This window comes from Bacillus cereus group sp. MYBK95-2 (assembly GCF_051915225.1).
Taxonomy (GTDB): domain Bacteria; phylum Bacillota; class Bacilli; order Bacillales; family Bacillaceae_G; genus Bacillus_A; species Bacillus_A cereus.
In genome coordinates, this window is sequence record NZ_JBQAEH010000001.1 from 290,780 (window position 1) to 314,492 (window position 23,713).

Consider the following 23,713-nt stretch of genomic DNA (forward strand, 5'->3'; position numbering starts at 1 on the left):
TATTGCCTAAAATTAAGTAAGCTATAAAGCGTAGAAGATATATTTTTACCTAACAAAAAAGCGGGAATATTCCCGCTTCTTTGACTATCGACGTAAGCCAAGCTTTGTGATTAATTCACGGTAACGTGTGATATCGCTATTACGAAGGTAAGTTAGTAAGTTACGACGTTTACCAACCATCTTTAATAGACCACGACGTGAATGATGATCTTTCTTGTGAGTACGTAAGTGCTCGTTTAGAGTGTTAATTTGCTCCGTTAGGACAGCAATTTGAACCTCTGGAGAACCAGTATCAGTCTCATGAGTTCTAAATTGTGCAATGATTTCATTTTTACGTTCTTGTGTTAAAGCCATCCTATTTCACCTCCTATTAATTAAACCCCCAATTACCTAGCAAGCGTCGGTGAGTCGCAATGCCAAGCAATGGTTGTCATAAAGTACATAACATAGAATACTACTTTTCATTTGAAAAAGCAAGTATATTCTTTTCGCTCATAAAATAGTCTTGTGCTGTTTTCTTATCTTTTGCGATTTGTTCAACTAACTCATCAATACCGTTGAATTTCTTTTCTGCTCTTATACGCATATGCCACTCTACTGTAACATTTTGATCGTATATATCTTTGTTAAATTCAAATAAGTGCACTTCAATTGATAATTGACGCTCATCTTCTTTAAAAGTCGGTTTATATCCAATATTACATACACCATCGTACCATTCATCGTGAACTTTTAATCTCACTGCATAAACACCTACAGGTGGCAATAAATACTCATCACTTAAACCTACATTAGCTGTCGGGAAACCAATTTGACGCCCACGTTTGTCGCCGTGTATAACTGTTCCCGCTACAGTATAGGCTCTACCTAAAATAGATGGAATTTGCTCCATTTCGCCATTTCGAATTAACTTTCGTAATGCTGTAGAACTTACTTTCTCTTCTTGAAATTCAACTTTTTCAATCACAGTCTGTGTAAACTCCCCTCTTGCATGAAATGGTAAAGTCTCCATCTTTCCTTTTCCTAAACGTCCATATGAATAATCAAACCCTGCTACTACATGCTTTACATTTAAACCAATAATATAATCATCTACAAATTGTTGCGGTAATAACCCTGCAAATGATTCATCAAATTTAATCACATATAATATATCGATTCCTAAGCTTTCGACTATTTTTTCTTTATCACGCATTGGTGTAATATACTCCACATGCGCATCCTTTTTCCCTAAAACAACAGATGGATGAGGATGAAATGTCATAACTGCACTTTTATATCCTCGTTCGTCCGCTATTTTTTTCGCAGTTCGAATTACACATTGATGTCCTAAATGAATGCCATCAAAAAATCCTAATGCCATTACAGTAGGTGGTAATTCTAATTTATTTTGTTCATGTGGATGAGTTAAATGAATAAGTTTCACGCTTGAATTCACCTTTTTCTGTAATAATCCTTCCAATAATTCATTATAGCTTTAGTTCTTGATTATTCACAAGTACTTTCATCGGCTTTAACATGCCAGGATGTTTCGGATGATGTTCATAAATTGCTAAGCAACGATCATTTTTATCAAACACTGTAATAAATGGTGCTGTTATTTCTAATTCATTCTTTAAGAACATACCATTCTTTATTTTCTCTGCTTGCTTTTCATCTACAACCATTTTTGGAAACTTACTTAATGCTTCATCAATTGAAATGAAGATAGACTCTACTGTTCCATTTTGCACGTTTTCTTCAATTTCTTCAAATGATATGCAATCTTCTAATAAAAATTCACCAGATGCCGTTCTTACAAGGTGAGACATATGTGATGGGAAACCAAGTTTCTCCCCGATCATTACAGCTAACGTTCTTACATATGTTCCTTTACTACACGTTACACGGAAACGGAATGAAATATTTTCTCCTTCAAAAACTTCACGATCATCAAGTAATACGAATTCATGAATTGTAATTGTACGAACTGGACGTTCCACCTCTTGTCCTGCTCTTGCATATTCATATAATTTTTTCCCGTTTACTTTTACAGCCGAGAACATTGGTGGCATTTGTTCAATCGTGCCTGTTAATTCCGCAAGGACTTTCTCTACTTCCATACGAGTAATAGTACGATCTACATTTTTCGTTTCAACAACCTCACCAGAAGCGTCTTCAGTTGTCGTTGAAAACCCTAATGTTACTTCACCTTCATATGTTTTCGTTTCACTTGTTAAAAATTGTGCAATTTTCGTTGCTCTTCCAACGCAAATTGGTAATACTCCTGTTACATCTGGATCTAATGTTCCCGTATGACCAATTCTCTTTTCTCGCAATATCTTTCTTAATTTAAATACACAATCATGTGATGTCATGCCTTTTGGCTTATGTAATAATACTACACCTTCCATATATGTTCACCTCATCATAATTCTTTCGTATTAAATATCCAAAACTTATTTTGCATTGAAAAAATGGATAGACAAATGTCTATCCATTATTCTTCACGTTTACCGTCTTTATTAATTTCATGTAAAAGTGTATCAATTCGATGACCATATCCGATAGACTCATCAAACTCAAAGGTAATTTCCGGTGTTTTACGAAGACGAATACGTTGGCCAATTTCTGAACGAATAAAGCCTTTTGCCTTCGCTAAACCTTTTAAAGTATTTTCTTTCTGTTCTTCGTCACCTAAAACAGAAATATATACTTTAGCAATTTGTAAATCACCACTCACTTGTACATCTGTTACTGTAACAAATCCAATACGTGGGTCTTTAATTTTACGACTGATAATATCGCCTAATTCTTTTTTCATTTGCTCGCCCACACGGTTCGCACGTAATTTCATAACTCTTCACCTCATTCAATACCATTCCAAATGTGTTATTGTACGTTCAATTTCAGGAAATGAATCGATGTACTCAAGTACACGATTCATTTCTTTTTCACAGATAACACGATTTGAGGATACGGAAACAATTGCAATTTCTGTACGTTGCCATACATCTTGGTGCCCAACTTCAGAAACAGCTACATTATAGCGCTGTTTCACACGAGTTAACACACGTTGTAAAATTGCACGTTTCTCTTTTAAAGAATGCACATCGTAAATCATACACTCGAATGAGAGTGAAGCGATAATCATCGCTTCACTTCTTCCATAATATACGCTTCAATGATGTCCCCTTCTTTAAGATCATTATATCTCTCAATTGTAATACCACACTCATAGTTTTGTGCAACTTCTTTTACGTCGTCTTTGAAACGTTTTAACGTATCAAGTTGTCCTTCGAAAATTACTACGCCGTCACGGATAATACGTACGCCACTATCACGCGTAATTTTACCGTCTGTTACATAACAACCTGCGATTGTTCCAACTTTTGTTACTTTAAACGTTTGACGAACTTCTGCTTGACCGATTACTTTTTCTTCGAATTCTGGATCAAGCATACCTTGCATCGCTGCTTCAATCTCTTCGATTACTTTATAAATAATACGGTGTAAACGAATATCAACGTTCTCTAATTCAGCTGTACGCTTCGCGTTCACATCTGGACGTACGTTAAATCCAATTACAATTGCATTAGATGCAGAAGCTAAAATGATATCAGATTCTGTAATCGCACCTACACCAGTGTGAATGATTTTAACTTTTACGCCTTCAACATCAATTTTACGAAGTGATGCTGCCATCGCTTCAACAGAACCTTGTACGTCTGCTTTTACGATTAAGTTAATTTCTTTTACATCGCCCTCTTGGATTTGTTGGAATAAATCTTCAAGGCTTAATTTAGATTTCTCACCACGTTGTGCAACTAACGCTTCTTGTGCACGTGATTCACCAATTTGACGAGCTTTCTTCTCATCAGCGAATGCCATGAAACGATCTCCAGCCTGTGGTACTTCGTTTAAACCAGTAATTTCAACAGGAGTTGATGGACCAGCAACTTTTACACGACGACCAATATCACTTACCATTGCACGAACACGTCCGAATGAAGTTCCAACAACGATTGGATCTCCAACTCGAAGCGTACCGTTTTGAACAAGTAATGTCGCGATAGTTCCTTTACCTTTATCAAGCTGCGCTTCGATTACTGTACCAGTTGCATAGCGGTTTGGATTTGCTTTGTATTCTTCTACTTCACTTACAAGAAGGATCATTTCTAGTAAGTTGTCAATGCCTTCGCCTTGAATTGCAGAAATTGGTACGAAAATAGTATCTCCGCCCCAAGCTTCTGGAACTAATTCATATTCTGTTAGTTCTTGCATTACGCGATCAGGGTTTGCAGCTGGTTTATCCATTTTATTCACAGCAACAATAATTGGTACTCCTGCTGCCTTCGCATGGTTAATTGCTTCAACCGTTTGTGGCATAACACCGTCATCCGCTGCAACAACAAGGATTGTAATATCCGTTACTTGTGCACCACGAGCACGCATCGTTGTAAATGCTGCGTGACCAGGTGTATCTAAGAATGTAATCTTCTTATCGTTTACTTCAACTTGATATGCACCGATATGCTGAGTAATTCCACCCGCTTCGCCTGCAGTTACTTTTGAGTTACGAATAGAATCCAGTAATGTTGTTTTACCGTGGTCAACGTGTCCCATGATTGTAACTACAGCTGGACGTTCTTTTAAGTTCTCTTCATCATCTTGCTCATCAATGAATGTTTCAAACTCAGTCTCGCTCACAATTACTTCTTCTTCTACTTCAATACCGTAGTCGTTAGCAATTAACTCAATTGTATCTTTATCCAAGTCTTGGTTAATTGTTGCCATAATTCCAAGCATGAAGAGCTTCTTAATAATTTCAGATGGCTCTTTGCTTAATTTTTTAGCAAGATCTCCTACTGTAAGGCTTCCAGAGAAAGTAATTTTATCTGGTGTTTCTACAATTTGAGTTTGTTGTCTACCAGCAAAGTTCTCTTGACGTTTGTCTTCGTTTCCTTTGCCTTTTTTCTTTTTCTTATTACTGTTCTTTTTACTGCGAACAACTTTTTCTTCTACTTCAAACTCATCTGCAACAGAAGGTTTTTCAGTTTGATATTCATTATCTAATTTATTTACTACTTCATCGTCTAACATTGTCATATGATTCGAAACCTCGATATTCATTTCTTTTAGTTTTGTCATAAGATCTTTACTTGAGATATTATGTTTTTTTGCATATTCATGCACTCGAATTTTACTCATACCTTCACCCCCGGTAATTTGTATCGAGCATGCTACGCAGCTTTTTCGCAAAGCCTTCATCTAACACAGCTACAACGACTCGCTCATCTCTCCCAATCGCATGCCCTAATTGTTGTCGATTTTCGACCTTTCTCATTGGTACGTTGTAGTACGTAGTTTTATCTGTGATGCGTTTTGTAGTATTTACTGACGCATCTTCAGATAGCAATACAAGTTTTGCTTTGCCACTTCGTACTTCTTTTAAAACGAGTTCTTCACCCGAAATAATTTTCCGAGCCCGGTTTGCTAGTCCTAAAAACGATTTCCAATCGGACACTTATTTCGACTCCTTCTCAGCAAGCTCAAGAAGCTCTTCATATAAAGAACCGTCGATTTTCGCTTTTAGATGATGTTCCAAAACATTTTTCTTTTGAGCTTGAAGAATGCTCTCCTTGTCCTTCGACAAGTAAGCACCTCGTCCTGATTTTTTCCCAGTTAAATCAATGGACACTTCTCCCTCTTTGGAACGAACAATGCGAACGAGCTCTCGTTTTGATTTCATTTCTTGCGTTGCAACACATTTTCGTAACGGAACTTTTCGATTGCTCATACTCATCACCTCTATTCGATTTCGTCTTCCACTGAATCGAATCCAAATGCGATTACGCTATCTTCTTCTGTTACAATACCAAGTTGTTTCGCATCAGACTCACTCTTAATGTCAATTTTCCAGCCTGTTAATTTAGCTGCAAGACGTGCATTTTGTCCACGCTTACCGATAGCTAATGATAGCTGGTGGTCTGGAACAACTACTGTTGTCGCTTTTTCTTCTTCATCTACAAGTACTTTAACAACTTGTGATGGGCTTAATGCATTTGCAACATATTCAACTGGATCATTTGACCAGCGAACGATGTCAATTTTTTCACCTTTTAATTCGTCTACAATGCGTTGTACACGTTGCCCTTTTGGTCCTACACAAGAACCAACTGGATCAACATCAGTGTTCTCTGCATATACAGAGATCTTAGAGCGATCGCCAGCTTCACGTGCTACAGAACGAATTTCTACAGTTCCATCATAGATTTCAGGAACTTCCATTTCGAATAAACGTTTTAAAAGACCAGGATGTGTACGTGATACGTAAATTTGTGGTCCTTTTGTCGTTTTTTCTACTTTCGTAATGAATACGCGAATACGATCATGTGGTTTGTATTGCTCATTAGGCATTTGCTCACTTACAGGTAATAAAGCTTCTACTTTTCCTAAGCTTACATAGATGAAACGAGCATCTTGACGTTGTACAATACCTACCATAATATCTTCTTCACGATCACTAAACTCAGAGTAAATAACACCGCGCTCTGCTTCACGCACTCGTTGTGTTACAACTTGTTTTGCAGTTTGTGCTGCAATACGACCAAAGTCTTTTGGTGTTACTTCAATTTCTAGTACGTCACCATCTTGGTAGTTTGGATTAATTTGTCTTGCTTCCTCTACAGAAATTTCAAGACGTGGATCAAACACATTGTCTACTACGTCTTTACGTGCTAAAACTTGAATTGTTCCCACTTCTGGGTTAAAGCTCACACGAACGTTTTGTGCTTGATTAAAATTGCGCTTATAAGCAGAGATTAAAGCTGCTTCAATCGCATCAATAATAATGTCTTTGCTAATGCCTTTTTCAGATTCTAATACGAGCAAAGCATCTAATAACTCAGTGCTCATGAAGATCCCCCTTCTAACTAAAACGTAACAGCAAGTCGCGCATTTGCGACTTTATCCATCGAAATTTGGATTTCTTTTTTACGTGTTTTAATTGTTAATAATAATGTTATTGTTGTACCATCGTAAGAAAGCAGTTTTCCTTCAAACATCTTTTCACCATCAATCGGCTCATATGTTTTAATTGCCACTTGTTTTCCTACCGCTTGCTGGAAGTCTTTTTCTTTCTTTAATGGGCGTTCCGCTCCAGGAGATGATACATCCAAAAAGTAAAGATGAGGAATTGGGTCCTCTTTATCTAAAGCTTCGCTTAAACGTTCACTTACCGCACCGCATTCTTCAATGTCGACTCCCTTTTCAGAATCGATGAATACGCGTAAGAACCAGTCTTGTCCTTCTTTCACATACTCTACATCTACAAGTTCAAGATTTAACTCTTCAACGATCGGCTGCGCAAATGCTTCTACAACTTCTGTGACTTTCTTATCCATAAACAGCCTCCTTCCTGCCGTCATGTACCATTTAAAAGAAGAAGACCCCGCCAATTTAAAAACGGTCTATCTTATTCTTTCTCGTTAGCTAACAAAAGCCCCTGCTGTTCAGCAGGGATTATCTGTCTTAGTATTACCAAATTTAAGAAGTAAAACTTGTAACAAAATATGTATATACGACAGAAATCTTTTACCTATCTACGTAGATAAAACATAGATAGTAACACGAAAGAGTGGGTTTCCCCACTCTTTTCTTTACACAATATACATGACATGGTTATCTCGGTTAATAGTATATCATAGGAAATGTTGATTTGCAAAGACTTTTCCTACCTACTAGAACAGTGATAACTGGTTTTGATCTGGTAAGTCTCCTAAACAACCTTGGCTATCTAAATACTCAATAATTGTTTTCGAAACCTTACTTCGCTGTTGCAAGTCTTCTTTTGATAAGAAGTCTCCATTTTTACGTGCTTCTACAATACTTAAAGCTGCGTTTGTGCCAAGACCAGGTACTGCATTAAATGGAGGGATTAATGTATCTCCATCAATAATAAATTCTGTTGCATGTGAGCGGTATAAATCCACCTTTTGGAATGAGTATCCACGCTCACACATTTCAAGTGTCATTTCTAGTACCGTTAATAAACTCTTCTCTTTCGGCGCAGCATCGAGTCCCTTTTGAGCAATTTCATCAATTCTTGCACGTATAGATGCTGAACCTTTCGCCATTGCCTCTACATCAAAATCATCTGCACGAACTGTAAAATATGCGGCATAGAATAACAGTGCAAAATGTACTTTAAAGTATGCGATACGTACAGCCATAAGTACGTAAGCAGCCGCATGGGCTTTAGGGAACATGTATTTAATCTTCTTACATGAATCAATATACCAACCTGGTACATTATTATTTTTCATGTCTTCTTCCCATTCTTCCGGTACACCTTTACCTTTACGAACCGACTCCATGATTTTGAAGGCTAATGATGGATCTAGACCTTGATAGATTAAATATACCATGATGTCATCACGACAACCGATAACTTCGCTCAGCGTACATGTACCGTTATAAATTAACTCGTTTGCATTACCAAGCCATACGTCGGTACCATGTGATAGTCCAGAAATTTGGACTAACTCTGAGAATGTCGTCGGTTTTGTCTCTTCTAACATCTGTCTTACGAATTTTGTACCAAACTCTGGTATACCAAGTGTACCTGTTTTACAGTTAATTTGTTCTTCCGTTACCCCTAACGATTCTGGACCAGAGAAAATTTTCATTACTTCTGGATCATCCGTTGGGATTGTTTTCGGATCAATACCACTTAAATCTTGTAACATACGAATAACGGTCGGATCATCGTGTCCTAGTATATCAAGTTTCAATAAATTATCATGAATCGAGTGGAAATCAAAATGCGTTGTTCTCCATTCAGCACCAATTGAATCAGCTGGATACTGTATTGGTGAGAAATCAAAGATATCCATGTAATCTGGCACAACGATAATACCGCCTGGATGCTGTCCTGTTGTACGTTTTACACCGGTACACCCTGCTACTAAGCGATCAATCTCTGCATTTCGAATCGTTAAGTTATGATCATTTGCATAACCTTTTACATATCCGTAAGCAGTTTTTTCCGCAACTGTACCAATCGTTCCTGCACGATATACATAGTCTTCACCGAACAGTACTTTCGTATAGTTATGGGCACGTGGTTGGTATTCCCCGGAGAAGTTCAAATCGATATCGGGTACCTTATCTCCTTTAAATCCAAGGAATGTTTCGAACGGAATGTCATGTCCATCTTTTACATATGGAATATTACAAGCAGGACATTCTTTATCTGGTAAGTCAAAACCAGAGCCTACAGAACCATCATTAAAGAATTCTGATTGCTTACACTTCGGACATACATAGTGTGGTGGTAATGGGTTTACTTCTGTAATTTCCATCATCGTTGCAACAAATGATGATCCTACCGATCCACGCGAACCTACTAGATATCCGTCTACTAACGATTTTTTCACAAGCTTATGTGAAATTAAATAAATTACGGCGAATCCATGCCCAATAATACTTTTTAATTCTTTTTCTAAACGTGCTTCTACAATTTCCGGTAGCTCTTCACCATAAATGCTACGCGCCATTTTATAACTCATATCACGCGTTTCATCATCAGCACCTTCAATTTTCGGTGTGTATAGATCGTCTTTTACTGGATGCACATCACCAATTAATGACGCAATCTTTTGTGTATTTGTTACAACAACTTCTTTCGCTTTATCTTCACCTAAGAATGAAAAACATTCTAACATTTCATCAGTTGTACGGAAATGTACTGGCGGTAATGAATGTCGATTTAACGGATTGGCTCCGCCCTGCGAACTGACTAAAATTTTACGATACATTGCATCCTCAGGGTCTAAATAATGCACGTTTCCTGTAGCAACAACTGGTTTATCTAACGTCTCACCTAGTTTTACTAAGTTAGAAATAATTGTTTTTAATTGACCTTCGTCTCGAACAAGTTCACGTTCTACTAAATGACGCAACACCTCTGGAGGCATTACTTCAATGTAATCATAGAACTGGGCAATTTCTTCTACCTCTTCAGGTGCCTTTTGCATCATTGCCTCGAAAACTTCACCTTTATCACAAGCCGTTCCTACTAAAATTCCTTCACGGTATTTTTTTAATAGTGACCTCGGCACACGTGGTACACGGTAAAAGTAATTAAGGTGAGAATATGAAACAAGTTTATATAAATTTTTCAATCCAACATCTGATGTGGCAAGTAACGTCATATGACTTGGACGGCCACGCTTATACGCATCCCCTTGTCCCATGCTATCATTTAATTGATCGTGATATTCAAATCCCTTTTCAATTACGTCTTTCAACATTTTCACAAGTAAATATCCCGTCGCTTCTGTATCATAAATTGCACGGTGATGTTGTGTTAATTCAATATCAAGTTTTTTACACATCGTATTTAATCGATGATTTTTCATTTCTGGGAATAAGAATCGTGCAAGTTCTAACGTATCAATAACGGGGTTATTCGTTTTTTCTAGTCCAGCCTTTTTAAAACCTACGTTAATAAAGCCCATATCAAAGCTCGCATTATGGGCAACAAGTGTATGGTCGCCCATCCATTCCTCAAACTTTTTAAACACTTCGTCCACTTCAGGTGCATCAGTTAACATATCATCTGTAATACCTGTTAATTCAATGATCGTCGCCGATAATGGTTGATGCGGATTTGCAAAAGATTCAAAGCGGTCAATAATTTCGCCACCCTTTACTTTTACAGCAGCCAACTCAATAACTGTATCGTATACAGCTGATAAACCTGTCGTCTCAACGTCGAAAACAACATACGTTTCCTCTGCAAGTAAACGATGCGCTTCGTTATATGCTATCGGTACACCATCATTAACTAAATTTGCTTCTACACCATATATAACTTTAACTCCAGCCTTCTTCCCCGCAGAATACGCCTCTGGGAAAGACTGAGCCACGGCATGGTCTGTAACCGCAATAGCCTCATGTCCCCATTTACCAGCTTGAGCAACAAGCTTAGAAACTGGAGTGACAGCGTCCATTTGACTCATCGGAGTATGGAGATGCAGCTCTACTCGTTTTTCGCCTTCTGGTGCTTTATCTTTACGAGACGGTCCTGTGATTTCATTAATATCATTTGCAATCATTACTAAATCTCGAACGAATGTATCGTTTTGAACAGAACCACGCGCTTTCACCCACATTCCTTTTTTCAAGGATTGCAGCATTGGAATATCTTCTTTGTCACGCGAGAACATTTTGATCATAATAGAATCCGTATAATCCGTTATTTTTAAAGTTAATAACGTACGTCCACTACGAAGCTCTTTTGTTTCTACATGGAAGACATATCCTTGAACCGTTTTTCTTCTTTCTTCATCTTGAATTTCTCGCATCGGTGTAATCTCTTCATCTGGCTTAATAAGATACCCGAGTGTAATCGGTCCTTCATACACAACGCTGCTTTCTTCAGCTTGCTTCTTCGCCATTTCTTCCATAGCTTGTATAACACGCTCGCGGTCTTCTTGCTGCGTTTGTTCACGAAACTTTTGCATTTCTTCTGTATTTTGCTGTATATGTGTGTCTAACTGAAAACGCGGGAATCCAAAAACTTCGTATTGATCCCCTACTGGTTTCGCAACGTTTTTCTTTAAAGCAGTAGACTCCAACTCGTTATTCACATTTATTAGCAACTTCACTCCATTCACCTGTGGAAGCTGCTTCTTTAAGTATGCGAACATAGGTGAAAATGTAATTCGTTCCGTACAAAGCGGCCAATACGCCCTCACTTCTTCTTCTGTAAATTGTTTATTCTCTGTTTCTAATGCAAATGTTGTTCTTGCAATATGAGAAAATGATTGCTTAAGCTTTGTTTCTAGCAATTCATATAATTCTGTAGGCAAAATACGTGGCACTTGTAAATCAAAATGCCAACTTTTATTCGCTTTATCAATAACGAGCCTTTCAATACCACCGCCTTGTAAATATTGATTTATAAGGTCGTCTGGTATTTGCAACTGCTGGAGCAAAATTTGAAATCGCTCTTGTTGTTCATTTGTTAAAGACATAAGCACTCTCCTTCCATTTGCTATTATAAATTGAAACGTACCACAAAGAAAGATTTCTCACCTCTTCTTTTACAAAATACGTTTACAAAGAAAGAGAAGGTACCCCATTACGAGGTACCTCTTCTTATTTTAAAATATTTGCAATATATGTTTGAAGTTCTTCTACTTTTACTTCTTCAGACTCACCTGTAGCACGTACTTTCACTTCTACAATACCTTCGTCTGCTTTTTTACCAACTGTAACACGAACTGGAAGACCAAATAAATCTGCATCTGCAAATTTAACACCTGCACGTTCTGCACGATCGTCTAATAACACTTCATAGCCTTGTTCTTGTAATGAGTTGTAGATATTTTCACCCATTTCACGTTGTGCATCCGATTTCATATTTACTGGAATTACATGCACATGGAACGGTGCTACAGCTTTTGGCCAAACTAAGCCGTTCTCATCGTTAAACTGCTCTGCAATTGCTGCCACTGTACGAGATACCCCGATACCGTAACAACCCATAATAAGTGGTTGTGTTTTTCCGTTTTCATCCAGGAATGTTGCGTTCATTGCTTCACTATAACGAGTTCCTAATTTGAATACATGACCAACTTCAATTCCGCGTGCAAAAAGAATTGTTCCGTTTCCATCTGGAGATTGGTCTCCTTCTTGGATGAAGCGTAAATCTGTATATTGACTTACTTTAAAGTCACGTTCTGGATTTACATTTACATAATGGAATCCTTCTTCATTCGCTCCTGAACATCCGTTAACAATTGATGCTACAGCATGATCAGCAATAATTTCGATATCACCTGTTACATTAATCGGTCCTAATGAACCAACTTCACAATTTAATAATGCTTTTACTTCTTCATGAGAAGCAAGCTCAACAACTGAAGCGCCGTATACATTTTTCACTTTCACATCGTTTACTTCGTGATCACCACGAACAAGTACCACTACTAATTTCTCATCTACTTTAAACACCATAGACTTAATGCACTTGTCAGCTGCAATGTTTAAGAATGCGGATACTTCTTCAATTGCTTTTTGGTCTGGTGTTGCTACTTTTTCAAGTGCTTTTTCTGCTTCGTCACTCTTCGTATACGTAGCTACAACAGGAGCCATTTCGATGTTTGCTGCATAATCAGATGTGTCAGAGTATGCAATTGTATCTTCACCAACATCAGATAATACCATAAATTCATGTGTATCTTTTCCGCCCATTGCTCCAGAATCAGCAATAACTGCACGGAAATTCAAGCCACAGCGAGCAAAAATGTTAGAGTATGCTTTATATAAACGATCGTATACTTCATCTAAGCTCTCTTGTGTAGCATGGAAAGAGTATGCATCTTTCATTAGAAACTCTCTTCCACGTAATAAGCCGAAACGAGGTCTTTGCTCATCACGGAATTTTGTTTGAATTTGGTATAATGTTAACGGTAATTTTTTATATGATTTCACTTCATCACGCACAAGATCCGTAATTACTTCCTCATGTGTCGCTCCTAATGCGAATTCACGAGCATTACGATCTTTCATACGCATTAATTCAGATCCGTAAGAATACCAACGACCTGATTCTTGCCATAATTCCGCAGCTTGCATAGCTGGCATTAATAATTCTACAGCTCCTGCGCGCTCCATTTCTTCTCGAACGATACGTTCTACTTTGTGTAATACTTTTAATCCAAATGGTAGAAAGCTATAAATACCAGAAGCATTTTGACGCATAAAACCTGCACGAAGTAATAGCTGATGACTCTTAATTTCAGCATCAGCTGGAACTTCACGTAATGTAGGACTGAATACCATACTTTGTTTCATTTATTTGCACCTCTTCATTTTACTCTTACACGCAGTAAAACCCCTCACCTCGAGTTAGGTGAGGGATTTTATTCTACGAGCTCTATTTCATTATAAGTTTCACTTTATTTTACAAGAAAAACTTACGAATGTCATTCCAAGTTACAACTAACATAAGTAACATTAATAATGCAAAACCAATAAAGTGAACCATTCCTTCTTTTTGGCGATCAATTGGTTTCCCTCGTAACGCTTCAATTAAGAAGAAGAATAAACGGCCACCATCTAAAGCAGGAACTGGTAATAAATTAAATAAACCAAGATTAATGCTTAGAACTGCAGCTAAACTTAGTACACGCGTAAACCCATAATCTACAACTTGATCTGTTAGATTATAAATTCCTACTGGACCTGATAACTCATTAATAGAAAATTGACCAGTTACTAATTTAACAAGAGATTCAAAAATTAGTTTCGTCCATTGGTACGTTTGTTCAAATCCTGATTTAATAGAACCCATTACTGTTTTCTCTACAGGAGAATACACACCGATTCTACCAACTTCGTCTTTTCCTTCTTTATCGAGTGTTGGCGTTACTTTCACATTAAACTGTTCATTATCACGCTTTACTTGTAACGTAATTTCTTTATTTGGGTTTTCACGTACAATAGTAACAACATCTTTCCATGTACTTGTGTTTTTCCCATCAATAGCTTGAATTGTATCATTCTCTTTCAATCCAGCTTGCTGTGCTGCACTGTTATCCATCACTTTTCCGACCATTGGTTTGTCAATAGGAACCCCTTGTACAAATCCAAGAATCACAAAAATAACAAATGCTAAAATGAAGTTCATTGCAGGACCCGCAAAGATTGTTAAAGCGCGTTGCCCTAGTTTTTTCGAGCCAAATTGTCTATTATACGGAGCAATTTGAATTTCTTCCCCCGCAGTAATAATACGAGCCTTTTCATTCACTCGGAATGTTTGAAGCTCTTCCTCGTACTCTTCATAGCCCGAAATTGTTAAATTATGCTCCAAATCAGCTTGTTCGACTTCAATAACACGAACATTTGGATACTTTTCATATCCATCAAAAACTAATTTCACAACTTCGTCTTTTTCATTTAATACAAGGCCAACCTTTTTCCCAGGCTTTAACTCAACTGTGTCCGCATCCTCGCCGGCCATTCTTACATAGCCACCAAGGGGCAGTAATCGAATCGTATACACCGTTTCATTCTTTTCAAATGAGAATATTTTCGGACCAAAACCAATCGCAAACTCGCGGCATAAAATACCTGCTCTTTTTGCGAAATATAGATGCCCTAGCTCATGGAAAAATACGAGTGCACCGAAAATTAATATAAAGGCAATCGCTGTATTCAATTCCATAACCACCTTTGCTAAATTTGTTCCATCACAAACCGTCTTGTGGCCGCATCAATTTCCAAAATTTCCTCTAAGCTCGGTCGTGCAATGACATTGTGATGGTTCATTGCTTTTTCAATGAGGTCTTCCACTGTTAAGAAACCAATTCTCTTTTGTAAAAAGGCTTCAACAGCTACTTCATTCGCTGCGTTCATTACAGCTGGCATACTTCCACCTGCTTTTCCAGCTTCATACGCAAAACGTAAACAACGGAATCGTTCTTGGTCCATTTTCTCAAAATGCAACGTCCCTATTTCCCATAAGTTTAACTGTTTTGTGTCTGAAAGAGGCAATCTATCAGGATATGTAAGTGCGTATTGAATTGGTACTCGCATATCAGGTGAACCAAGCTGCGCCATTACACTACGATCTTCAAATTCAACCATAGAATGGATAATACTTTCTTTATGTAAAACAACATCGATTTGCTCATAAGGGATACCAAAAAGCCAATGTGCTTCAATTACTTCTAGTCCCTTATTCATCATTGTAGCAGAATCAATTGTAATTTTCGAACCCATTGACCAGTTTGGATGTCGAAGCGCATCTTCTACGGTCACATGATGCAATTCATCCCTCGTTTTATCACGGAAACTTCCACCAGAAGCCGTTATAATAAGACGAGAAATTCTTTTTTCATTTTCACCATTCAAGCACTGAAAAATAGCCGAATGTTCACTATCTACTGGAAGTAACGAAACATTATGTTTTCGTGCTGCTTCCATTACAAGATGTCCTGCAGTTACTAACGTTTCTTTATTTGCAATTCCAATTGTTTTTTTCGCCTCAATTGCACGAAGTGTTGGTAACAACCCTACGCTACCTACAACAGCATTTACTACAATCTCCGCATCTGGATGTAATGCTACTTCTAAAAGTCCTTCACTACCATATACAATTTTTGTATTACCAGAAACAGATTGTAATTTTAAAACATCTTCCTCTCTTTGCACAGAGACGATTTGCGGAGAAAATTCTTGAATTACCTTTACTGCGTAGTCAATATTTTTCCCTACAGAAAAAGCAACGAGACGGAATTGGTCTGGGTGCGAGCGTAATACATCTAAAGTTTGTGTACCAATTGATCCGCTTGCACCTAATAAACTAATGTTTTTCATGACTCCAACCCCTCGTTCATTTATTAATTGTATTGTAATAAGAAGTAGAGAATTGGTAAAACGAATAACCAACTATCTGTTCGGTCTAATATACCACCATGCCCAGGTAAAATTGTACCTGAATCCTTTACGCCATAATGACGTTTAAAAGCAGATTGTACTAAATCACCAATTTGTCCAAAAATAGAAATGATAATTGTCAGCACAATTAAAATTACTACATTCGATTCGACTGGGAAGAACACGTTGTAAACAAGTGCCACAATAATTCCACAAACGATACCGCCTAATGAACCTTCAATCGTTTTATTCGGACTAATTTCTGGCCACAATTTTCTCTTGCCAAATGCTTTTCCTACGAAATATGCGCCTGAATCAGTAGCCCATATAACAAATAATGCGCAAAATACATATTTAATTCCTAATATTCTCGTTTCATTTAAATATAAGAATCCCATTGCCACATATGTCGTTGCCATCAGTAAAAATGAAGCATTATCAAAAGTAAATGTATTCTTAGAAAGGACTGTATATGATAAAAGTAATAAAACAATCACAAATGTGATTTCCAATTTACCTAATCCAATCCATGTAAACAGTTCTGATGCACTACTTGGAATTAAAAGAATCCACAATAATACTGCAGCTAAAACTGTCGGTACTGAAATAAGCGTAAGCTTATTCATACGAATTAATTCATATAAACCTATAGAAGCAAGTGCATACACTAAAACCGTAAAAGGCACGCCACCGTATATTACGATGGGAATGAATAGCGCGGCAGCAACCACTCCAGTAATAATTCTCTGTTTCACTATCAAACCCTCTCTTTCTACACGCCTCCGAATCTGCGCCCTCTATGTTGAAAGTCAGTAATCGCATTTAGCAAATGTTCTTCTTTGAAGTCTGGCCAATACACGTCTGTAAACCAAAACTCCGAATATGCAATTTGCCATAACATGAAATTACTAATACGTAGCTCTCCGCTTGTTCGGATTAACAACTCTGGATCAGGTAAAGAACTCGTCATTAAGTAGGAGGAAAGCATTTCTTCACTTACCTCTTCAGAACGAATTTTTCCTTCCTCATTATCTTTCATCATATGTTGCACAGCAGAAACGATTTCATCTCGACTTCCATAGTTTAACGCGAAATTAAGAATTAATCCCGTATTCTCTTTCGTATCTTCCATGGCTTTCTCCATCGCTCTGCGTGTATGCGTAGGAAGACGATCTTTTTGCCCTATTACTCGGACTTGTACGTTTTCTTCAATCAATTCTGGTAAAAATGTACCTAGAAATTCTTCTGGAAGCTTCATTAAATAATCAACTTCCTTTTTCGGTCTTTTCCAGTTCTCAGTTGAAAAAGCATAGAGAGTTAACACTTTCACATTAAGTTTACTTGCAAATTTTGTAATTTTCTTTACAACTTGCATACCTTCATGATGTCCCGCAATACGAGGCATTGCTCTCCTCTTTGCCCATCTTCCATTCCCATCCATAATGATGGCAATATGTTCTGGGATATATCCTTTTTTCACTTCTTCAACGAGATGATCAAACGATGTGTCCTTTTTACCTTTAAAAAAAGGAAAGTTTTTAAACATCATTCATACCCTCCAGCAAGCAGACGTATGCCTAAAAGTGTAAAAAGACCCCCTTAAGAAGAGGGTCATATTTGCGAAGTTATCGCTATTACACTTCCATGATTTCTTTTTCTTTGTTTTTTGCGATTTCGTCAACTTTTGCAATATATTTATCTGTTTCTTTTTGGATATCTTCAGTATATCCTCTTAAATCATCTTCTGTAATCTCGCCAGCTTTTTCAAGCTTCTTAAGATCATCATTTCCGTCACGACGTACGTTACGAACAGCAACTTTTGCTTCTTCAGCATATTTTTTCACAACTTTTACAAGATCACGACGACGCTCTTCTGTTAGTGCAGGGAATGCAATACGAATTACAGTTCCATCATTAGAAGGGTTTAAGCCTAAATCTGCTTTTAAAATTGCTTTTTCAATATCACCGATAGAAGTTTTATCATAAGGTTGAATTACTAGTAAACGCGCTTCTGGAACTGTAATGTTCGCTAATTGCACAACTGGTGTTGGTGCACCATAGTAATCAACTTGTACCTTATCTAATACAGACGCGTTTGCACGACCAGCACGAACTGTTGCTAATTCACGAGAATAAGCAGCAACTGCTTTTTCCATTTTTTCATTTGAAGACTTCAATACTTGTTGTCCCATATTTATTTCCCCCTTACCACTGTTCCGATATTTTCGCCTAAAACGGCACGTTTAATATTACCTTTTTCCATAACTGAGAATACAATTAGTGGAATATCATTATCCATACATAGAGAAGAAGCTGTAGAATCCATTACACCTAAACCTTCTTTTAATACATCTAAGTAAGTAAGCGTTTCGTATTTTGTAGCTGTTGGATCAATAGATGGATCCGCATTATATACACCATCTACATTGTTTTTCGCCATTAAAATTACATCTGCTTCAATTTCTGCCGCACGTAATGCTGCTGTTGTATCTGTAGAGAAGTATGGGTTACCTGTACCTGCTGCAAAGATAACAACACGTTTTTTCTCTAAGTGACGAACTGCTTTACGACGAATGTAAGGTTCTGCAACTTGACGCATCTCAATTGAAGTTTGTACACGAGTTTGAATTCCGATATTCTCCAAGCTATCTTGAAGAGCTAATGAATTCATAACTGTCGCTAACATGCCCATGTAATCTGCCCCTGCACGATCCATGCCCATTTCACTTCCAATTTTTCCACGCCAAATGTTACCGCCACCAACAACAACAGCAACCTCTACATCAAGTTCTGCAATTTCTTTTACTTGTTCCGCAACTGACTTAATAACAGTTGGGTTAATTCCAAATCCTTGCTCTCCAGCTAAAGCTTCTCCACTTAGCTTTAAAACGACACGATTATATTTCGGTTTACTCATAATGAACCTCCAATTGCTTACATCTTTATTTTAAAAAAGGGAACACAATGTGTTCCCTAATCTGTATTAGTTACTACCTTTTACTTGGTTCATTACTTCTTCAGCAAAGTTGTCTTCGCGTTTTTCGATACCTTCACCAACAGCGTAGCGAACGAATCCTTTTAATGTTCCGCCTTTAGACTCAACGAACTGACGAACTTTCATATCAGGGTTTTTAACGAATGCTTGGTCAAGTAAGCAAATCTCTTCGAAGAATTTGCCTAGACGGCCTTCAACCATTTTCGCAACGATTTTCTCAGGCTTGCCTTCGTTTAATGCTTGTTGTGTTAATACTTGACGCTCATGCTCAACTTCTTCAGCTGTTACAGCATCGCGGTCGATGTATTTAGGGTTAACTGCAGCGATGTGCATTGCAACATCTTTAGCAGCAGCTTCATCAGTAGAACCTTCAAGAACTGTTAATACACCAATGCGTCCACCCATGTGTAGGTAAGCGCCGAATGCATCTGCATCAGTTTTTGATACGATTTCGAAACGACGAAGTGTAAGTTTTTCACCAATTTTAGCGATTGCTTCGTTGATGTGCTCTTCAACTTTTTTACCGTTTTCCATTGTTTGAGCCATAGCTTCTTCAACGTTAGCTGGTTTGTTAGTTAATAAGTGAGCAGCTAATTCTTTAATTAGTGTTTGGAAACCTTCGTTTTTCGCAACGAAATCAGTTTCAGAGTTTAATTCTAAGATTAAAGCGTCGTTACCGTTTGTTTCGATGAAAGTTAAACCTTCAGCAGCAATGCGGTCTGCTTTTTTAGCAGCTTTCGCAATACCTTTTTCACGTAAGAAGTCAATTGCCTTCTCCATGTCGCCGTTAGTTTCTGTTAAAGCTTTTTTGCAGTCCATCATACCTGCGCCAGTTTTTTCACGTAATTCTTTTACCATTTGAGCAGTGATTGCCATACTTTTCATCCTCCTAAAATATGTATTTATACCTTTTATAAAGGTGTTTATACCTTAAAAAAGGTGATAAAAGGCCGAACCCCTTATCACCTTTCCAACTTTGTTACGCAGTAACAGTTTCTTCACCTTGTTTTGCTTCAAGGATCGCGTCTGCCATTTTAGATGTAAGAAGTTTTACAGCACGAATTGCATCATCGTTTGCTGGGATAACGTGATCGATTTCGTCTGGATCACAGTTTGTATCAACGATACCGATGATTGGAATGTGTAATTTGCGTGCTTCAGCAACTGCAATACGCTCTTTACGAGGGTCTACTACGAATAATGCACTTGGAAGACCTTTCATATCTTTAATACCGCCTAAGAATTTCTCAAGACGCTCTAACTCTTTTTTAAGTTGAACAACTTCTTTCTTAGGAAGTACTTCGAAAGTACCATCTTCTTGCATTCTTTCGATGTCTTTAAGACGCTTGATACGCTTTTGGATTGTTTGGAAGTTTGTTAAAGTTCCACCTAACCAACGTTGGTTAACGAAGTACATACCAGCACGAGTTGCTTCTTCTTTAATAGCTTCTTGTGCTTGTTTTTTAGTACCTACGAATAAGATGTCTCCGCCTTCAGCAGCGATGTCGCGCATCGTTCTGTAAGCTTCCTCAACTTTTTTCACAGTTTTTTGTAAGTCGATGATGTAGATACCGTTACGCTCTGTGAAAATGTAACGCTTCATTTTTGGGTTCCAACGACGAGTTTGATGTCCGAAATGAACACCAGCTTCAAGCAATTGCTTCATAGAAATTACTGACATAATATAGTTCCTCCTAAATGGTTTTTGATATCCTCCGTTTACTTCATCTCTAAGCGAAACTACAAACGTAGCACCAACACTTAAATCAGTAAACGTGTGTACTTTGTACTGACACCACTGCTTACTATATCATACTGAAATATTACAATCAAGTCGAAAATGCGAACAATGTAAAACTTTCTTTGTTCATACTCGAATTCTAGTATTACCAACCTTCTTTTCTTTTAAGCAAAAAAGTAAATACAATTAATAGTTTTCCCAGAAAACACGCTTATGACACTTTTCACAAGCATCTTCTATCCATTGCACAAAAAAACTCTCCTCAATTGAGGAGAGTTTTTTATAAATTAGTTTGTTTTTAATTTAGCAAGTTCTTGTAGAAACTTGTCGTTTAGTACTTTAATGTATGTTCCTTTCATACCTAAAGAGCGAGACTCAATAACACCAGCACTTTCTAATTTACGTAGTGCATTTACGATTACAGAGCGAGTAATTCCTACGCGATCAGCAATTTTACTTGCAACAAGTAAACCTTCTGTTCCATTTAATTCTTCGAAGATATGCTCAATTGCTTCTAACTCACTGTAAGATAATGAGCTGATTGCCATTTGAACAACAGCTTTACTACGCGCTTCCTCTTCGATTTCTTCTGCTTTTTCACGTAAGATTTCCATACCTACAACAGTTGAGCTGTACTCAGCAAGGATTAAATCATCATCTAAGAACTCTTGACCAAGACGAGCTAATACTAATGTACCTAGACGCTCACCGCCACCAACGATTGGTACGATTGTAGTTAAACCTTGACCGAATAATTCTCTGTTTTCTACTGGGAATGCTGTGTAAGCACTGTTCACATCTAAGTTTGAAGATGTTTCTGTAATGTTGAATAAGCTTTGTGTATATTCTTCTGGGAATTGACGTTCTGCAAGCATTTGCTTCATGCGTTCGTTTTCGATTTGTTGGTGAATTGCATAACCTAGTAATTTACCACGACGGCTAACTACGAATACGTTTGCTTCGATTACTTCACACATTGTGTCAGACATTTCTCTAAAGTTTACAGGCTTCCCTGCTGCGCTCTGTAATAACGCATTTAATTTTCTCGTTTTTGCTAATAATTCCATTTCAAAAGTTCCTCCTACATGTTACTCACATATTTTTTCATCACTTGGAAACTAGGGCGAGTCACCTGATGACACTATTACAAAATAAACTGGCTCACATCTTTATTTTTAGCAATTGTTGCTAATTTCTCCTCAACGTATTGAGGTGTTATCGTTATTTTCTCTAACGTAATTTCAGATGCTTCAAACGATAAATCTTCAAGGAGCTTCTCCATAATCGTATGAAGTCTTCTTGCTCCAATATTATCTGTATCCTGATTAACTTGATAAGCAATCTCAGCAATCTTACGAATAGCTTCGTCTGAAAATTCAATTTCTATACCTTCAGTCGCTAATAATGCCATATATTGTTTAATTAACGCATTGTCAGGCTCGATTAATATTTTAACAAAATCGTCTGTCGATAATTTTGTTAATTCTACTCGAATCGGAAATCTCCCTTGCAATTCCGGAATTAAATCCGACGGTTTAGACATATGGAACGCTCCAGCTGCAACGAATAAAATATAATCCGTTTTTACTGATCCGTATTTTGTCGCAACATTCGACCCTTCTACAATTGGCAGAATGTCACGTTGCACACCTTCACGTGATACATCTACGCTATTCGACTGCTTACCAGCAATTTTGTCAATTTCATCGATAAAAATAATCCCGAGCTGTTCAGCACGATAAACAGCCTCTTGTGTAACTTCATCCATATCAATTAAGCGCTGTGCCTCTTCATTTGTCAAGAGTTTTCTTGCTTCTTTTACAGAAAGTTTACGTTTTTTCGTTTTTTTCGGCATAAAACTTCCTAGCGCATCTTGGAAATTCATTCCCATTTGTTCCATGCCAGTTCCTTGTAACATATCAAACATGGAAGACTGTTGTTCAGTCACTTCAATCGATACAATTTCTTCTTCAAGAAGCCCTGCAGCAAGCTTTCTCTCCACATCTTGACGTTTCTTTTCGATTTCAACATCTTCTTGTGTATCAGACGTTTGATTCGAATTTTGAGCGCCTCCAAAAAGCATCTCTAATGGATTTTTGAATCCAGATTGCTTCTCCGGACTCGGCACTAAAATTTCAACAAGACGTTGATTCGCTTGCTCTTCTGCTTTATCTTGAACTTTCACTACCATTTCTTCTTTTACGATACGAACCGATGTTTCCACCAAGTCACGTACCATCGACTCTACATCTCTACCCACATATCCAACTTCTGTGAATTTTGTAGCCTCAACCTTAATAAAAGGTGCTCCAACGAGTTTCGCCATTCGTCGTGCTACCTCTGTTTTCCCAACACCTGTCGGTCCAATCATTAAAATATTTTTAGGCGCAATTTCGTCACGTAAATTTTCAGCTAATTTACTGCGGCGATATCGATTTCTCAACGCTACAGCAACCGCTTTCTTTGCGTCTTTTTGACCGATGATGTATTGATCTAATTTTTCCACAATTTGGCGCGGAGTAAAATGTAAATGCATATAAAAT

The 23,713-nt window shown here is 37.6% G+C and carries 22 protein-coding genes; all 22 read right to left on the reverse strand.

The genetic code is table 11. The features are described 5' to 3' along the window. Nucleotides 1-84: 84 nt before the first annotated feature. Nucleotides 85-354 (reverse strand): 30S ribosomal protein S15, encoded by a 270-nt coding sequence (gene rpsO, locus ACTFN4_RS01375; protein ID WP_001229392.1) that lies wholly within the window; start codon nucleotides 352-354, stop codon nucleotides 85-87. A gap of 100 nt (nucleotides 355-454) precedes the next feature. Further along, the gene (gene ribF / locus ACTFN4_RS01380) at nucleotides 455-1,426 is read right to left on the reverse strand and encodes a bifunctional riboflavin kinase/FAD synthetase (protein ID WP_439962036.1); all 972 of its coding nucleotides are present in this window, start codon (nucleotides 1,424-1,426) and stop codon (nucleotides 455-457) included. 43 nt (nucleotides 1,427-1,469) lie between these two features. Next, on the reverse strand, nucleotides 1,470-2,393 hold the full coding sequence (gene truB / locus ACTFN4_RS01385) for a tRNA pseudouridine(55) synthase TruB (protein ID WP_000399352.1): 924 nt from the start codon (nucleotides 2,391-2,393) through the stop codon (nucleotides 1,470-1,472). Between the two features lie 86 nt (nucleotides 2,394-2,479). After that, nucleotides 2,480-2,836, reverse strand: a complete 357-nt coding sequence (gene rbfA, locus ACTFN4_RS01390) for a 30S ribosome-binding factor RbfA (protein WP_000776437.1) — start codon at nucleotides 2,834-2,836, stop codon at nucleotides 2,480-2,482. 15 nt (nucleotides 2,837-2,851) lie between these two features. Continuing rightward, on the reverse strand, nucleotides 2,852-3,133 hold the full coding sequence (locus ACTFN4_RS01395; RefSeq protein WP_000582363.1) for a DUF503 domain-containing protein: 282 nt from the start codon (nucleotides 3,131-3,133) through the stop codon (nucleotides 2,852-2,854). After that, nucleotides 3,130-5,190, reverse strand: a complete 2,061-nt coding sequence (infB, locus tag ACTFN4_RS01400; protein ID WP_000036343.1) for a translation initiation factor IF-2 — start codon at nucleotides 5,188-5,190, stop codon at nucleotides 3,130-3,132. The genes ACTFN4_RS01395 and infB overlap by 4 nt, the downstream gene beginning before the upstream one ends. 4 nt (nucleotides 5,191-5,194) lie before the next feature. Further along, nucleotides 5,195-5,506: a YlxQ family RNA-binding protein gene (locus tag ACTFN4_RS01405; RefSeq protein ID WP_001286523.1), complete on the reverse strand. Its 312-nt coding sequence runs from the start codon at nucleotides 5,504-5,506 to the stop codon at nucleotides 5,195-5,197. Beyond that, on the reverse strand, nucleotides 5,507-5,779 hold the full coding sequence (gene rnpM, locus ACTFN4_RS01410; RefSeq protein WP_439962037.1) for an RNase P modulator RnpM: 273 nt from the start codon (nucleotides 5,777-5,779) through the stop codon (nucleotides 5,507-5,509). 11 nt (nucleotides 5,780-5,790) lie between these two features. Continuing rightward, the gene (nusA, locus tag ACTFN4_RS01415; protein WP_000102604.1) at nucleotides 5,791-6,897 is read right to left on the reverse strand and encodes a transcription termination factor NusA; all 1,107 of its coding nucleotides are present in this window, start codon (nucleotides 6,895-6,897) and stop codon (nucleotides 5,791-5,793) included. A gap of 17 nt (nucleotides 6,898-6,914) precedes the next feature. Next, entirely contained in the window at nucleotides 6,915-7,385 is a 471-nt protein-coding gene (rimP, locus tag ACTFN4_RS01420; protein ID WP_000359096.1) for a ribosome maturation factor RimP, read from the reverse strand. A gap of 336 nt (nucleotides 7,386-7,721) precedes the next feature. Beyond that, a complete protein-coding gene (locus ACTFN4_RS01425) occupies nucleotides 7,722-12,023 on the reverse strand; it encodes a PolC-type DNA polymerase III (RefSeq protein ID WP_000060005.1) in 4,302 nt (1,433 codons plus the stop codon). Nucleotides 12,024-12,147: 124 nt separating this feature from the next. Continuing rightward, nucleotides 12,148-13,848 carry a proline--tRNA ligase gene (locus ACTFN4_RS01430; protein ID WP_000814299.1) on the reverse strand — a complete coding sequence of 567 codons (1,701 nt, stop codon included), beginning with the start codon at nucleotides 13,846-13,848 and terminating at the stop codon, nucleotides 12,148-12,150. Between the two features lie 109 nt (nucleotides 13,849-13,957). Continuing rightward, nucleotides 13,958-15,214 (reverse strand): RIP metalloprotease RseP, encoded by a 1,257-nt coding sequence (gene rseP, locus ACTFN4_RS01435; RefSeq protein WP_001090243.1) that lies wholly within the window; start codon nucleotides 15,212-15,214, stop codon nucleotides 13,958-13,960. A 17-nt stretch (nucleotides 15,215-15,231) separates the two neighbouring features. After that, nucleotides 15,232-16,374 carry a 1-deoxy-D-xylulose-5-phosphate reductoisomerase gene (gene dxr, locus ACTFN4_RS01440; protein ID WP_000790373.1) on the reverse strand — a complete coding sequence of 381 codons (1,143 nt, stop codon included), beginning with the start codon at nucleotides 16,372-16,374 and terminating at the stop codon, nucleotides 15,232-15,234. A gap of 23 nt (nucleotides 16,375-16,397) precedes the next feature. Then, nucleotides 16,398-17,189: a phosphatidate cytidylyltransferase gene (gene cdsA, locus ACTFN4_RS01445; protein WP_439962038.1), complete on the reverse strand. Its 792-nt coding sequence runs from the start codon at nucleotides 17,187-17,189 to the stop codon at nucleotides 16,398-16,400. A gap of 17 nt (nucleotides 17,190-17,206) precedes the next feature. Next, complete coding sequence (gene uppS, locus ACTFN4_RS01450) at nucleotides 17,207-17,983, reverse strand: isoprenyl transferase (protein ID WP_000971296.1); 777 nt, start codon at nucleotides 17,981-17,983, stop codon at nucleotides 17,207-17,209. An 85-nt stretch (nucleotides 17,984-18,068) separates the two neighbouring features. Further along, on the reverse strand, nucleotides 18,069-18,626 hold the full coding sequence (frr, locus tag ACTFN4_RS01455; RefSeq protein ID WP_000531501.1) for a ribosome recycling factor: 558 nt from the start codon (nucleotides 18,624-18,626) through the stop codon (nucleotides 18,069-18,071). Between the two features lie 2 nt (nucleotides 18,627-18,628). Then, nucleotides 18,629-19,351 carry a UMP kinase gene (pyrH, locus tag ACTFN4_RS01460; protein ID WP_000042668.1) on the reverse strand — a complete coding sequence of 241 codons (723 nt, stop codon included), beginning with the start codon at nucleotides 19,349-19,351 and terminating at the stop codon, nucleotides 18,629-18,631. A 66-nt stretch (nucleotides 19,352-19,417) separates the two neighbouring features. Beyond that, on the reverse strand, nucleotides 19,418-20,305 hold the full coding sequence (gene tsf / locus ACTFN4_RS01465) for a translation elongation factor Ts (protein ID WP_001018578.1): 888 nt from the start codon (nucleotides 20,303-20,305) through the stop codon (nucleotides 19,418-19,420). Between the two features lie 103 nt (nucleotides 20,306-20,408). Beyond that, nucleotides 20,409-21,110, reverse strand: a complete 702-nt coding sequence (rpsB, locus tag ACTFN4_RS01470; protein ID WP_000111485.1) for a 30S ribosomal protein S2 — start codon at nucleotides 21,108-21,110, stop codon at nucleotides 20,409-20,411. A gap of 347 nt (nucleotides 21,111-21,457) precedes the next feature. Next, entirely contained in the window at nucleotides 21,458-22,237 is a 780-nt protein-coding gene (gene codY, locus ACTFN4_RS01475; RefSeq protein WP_000421290.1) for a GTP-sensing pleiotropic transcriptional regulator CodY, read from the reverse strand. 77 nt (nucleotides 22,238-22,314) lie between these two features. Next, entirely contained in the window at nucleotides 22,315-23,706 is a 1,392-nt protein-coding gene (gene hslU, locus ACTFN4_RS01480; RefSeq protein WP_000550078.1) for an ATP-dependent protease ATPase subunit HslU, read from the reverse strand. Between the last annotated feature and the right edge of the window lie 7 nt (nucleotides 23,707-23,713).

Coding starts and splice junctions, on each gene's coding strand:
- rpsO (WP_001229392.1), bottom strand. CDS start 354: ATGGCTTTAACACAAGAACGTAAAAATGAAATCATTGCACAATTTAGA.
- truB (WP_000399352.1), bottom strand. CDS start 2,393: ATGGAAGGTGTAGTATTATTACATAAGCCAAAAGGCATGACATCACAT.
- rbfA (WP_000776437.1), bottom strand. CDS start 2,836: ATGAAATTACGTGCGAACCGTGTGGGCGAGCAAATGAAAAAAGAATTA.
- ACTFN4_RS01395 (WP_000582363.1), bottom strand. CDS start 3,133: ATGATTATCGCTTCACTCTCATTCGAGTGTATGATTTACGATGTGCAT.
- infB (WP_000036343.1), bottom strand. CDS start 5,190: ATGAGTAAAATTCGAGTGCATGAATATGCAAAAAAACATAATATCTCA.
- rnpM (WP_439962037.1), bottom strand. CDS start 5,779: ATGAGCAATCGAAAAGTTCCGTTACGAAAATGTGTTGCAACGCAAGAA.
- nusA (WP_000102604.1), bottom strand. CDS start 6,897: ATGAGCACTGAGTTATTAGATGCTTTGCTCGTATTAGAATCTGAAAAA.
- rimP (WP_000359096.1), bottom strand. CDS start 7,385: ATGGATAAGAAAGTCACAGAAGTTGTAGAAGCATTTGCGCAGCCGATC.
- ACTFN4_RS01425 (WP_000060005.1), bottom strand. CDS start 12,023: ATGTCTTTAACAAATGAACAACAAGAGCGATTTCAAATTTTGCTCCAG.
- ACTFN4_RS01430 (WP_000814299.1), bottom strand. CDS start 13,848: ATGAAACAAAGTATGGTATTCAGTCCTACATTACGTGAAGTTCCAGCT.
- dxr (WP_000790373.1), bottom strand. CDS start 16,374: ATGAAAAACATTAGTTTATTAGGTGCAAGCGGATCAATTGGTACACAA.
- uppS (WP_000971296.1), bottom strand. CDS start 17,983: ATGATGTTTAAAAACTTTCCTTTTTTTAAAGGTAAAAAGGACACATCG.
- frr (WP_000531501.1), bottom strand. CDS start 18,626: ATGGGACAACAAGTATTGAAGTCTTCAAATGAAAAAATGGAAAAAGCA.
- pyrH (WP_000042668.1), bottom strand. CDS start 19,351: ATGAGTAAACCGAAATATAATCGTGTCGTTTTAAAGCTAAGTGGAGAA.
- tsf (WP_001018578.1), bottom strand. CDS start 20,305: ATGGCAATCACTGCTCAAATGGTAAAAGAATTACGTGAAAAAACTGGC.
- rpsB (WP_000111485.1), bottom strand. CDS start 21,110: ATGTCAGTAATTTCTATGAAGCAATTGCTTGAAGCTGGTGTTCATTTC.
- codY (WP_000421290.1), bottom strand. CDS start 22,237: ATGGAATTATTAGCAAAAACGAGAAAATTAAATGCGTTATTACAGAGC.
- hslU (WP_000550078.1), bottom strand. CDS start 23,706: ATGCATTTACATTTTACTCCGCGCCAAATTGTGGAAAAATTAGATCAA.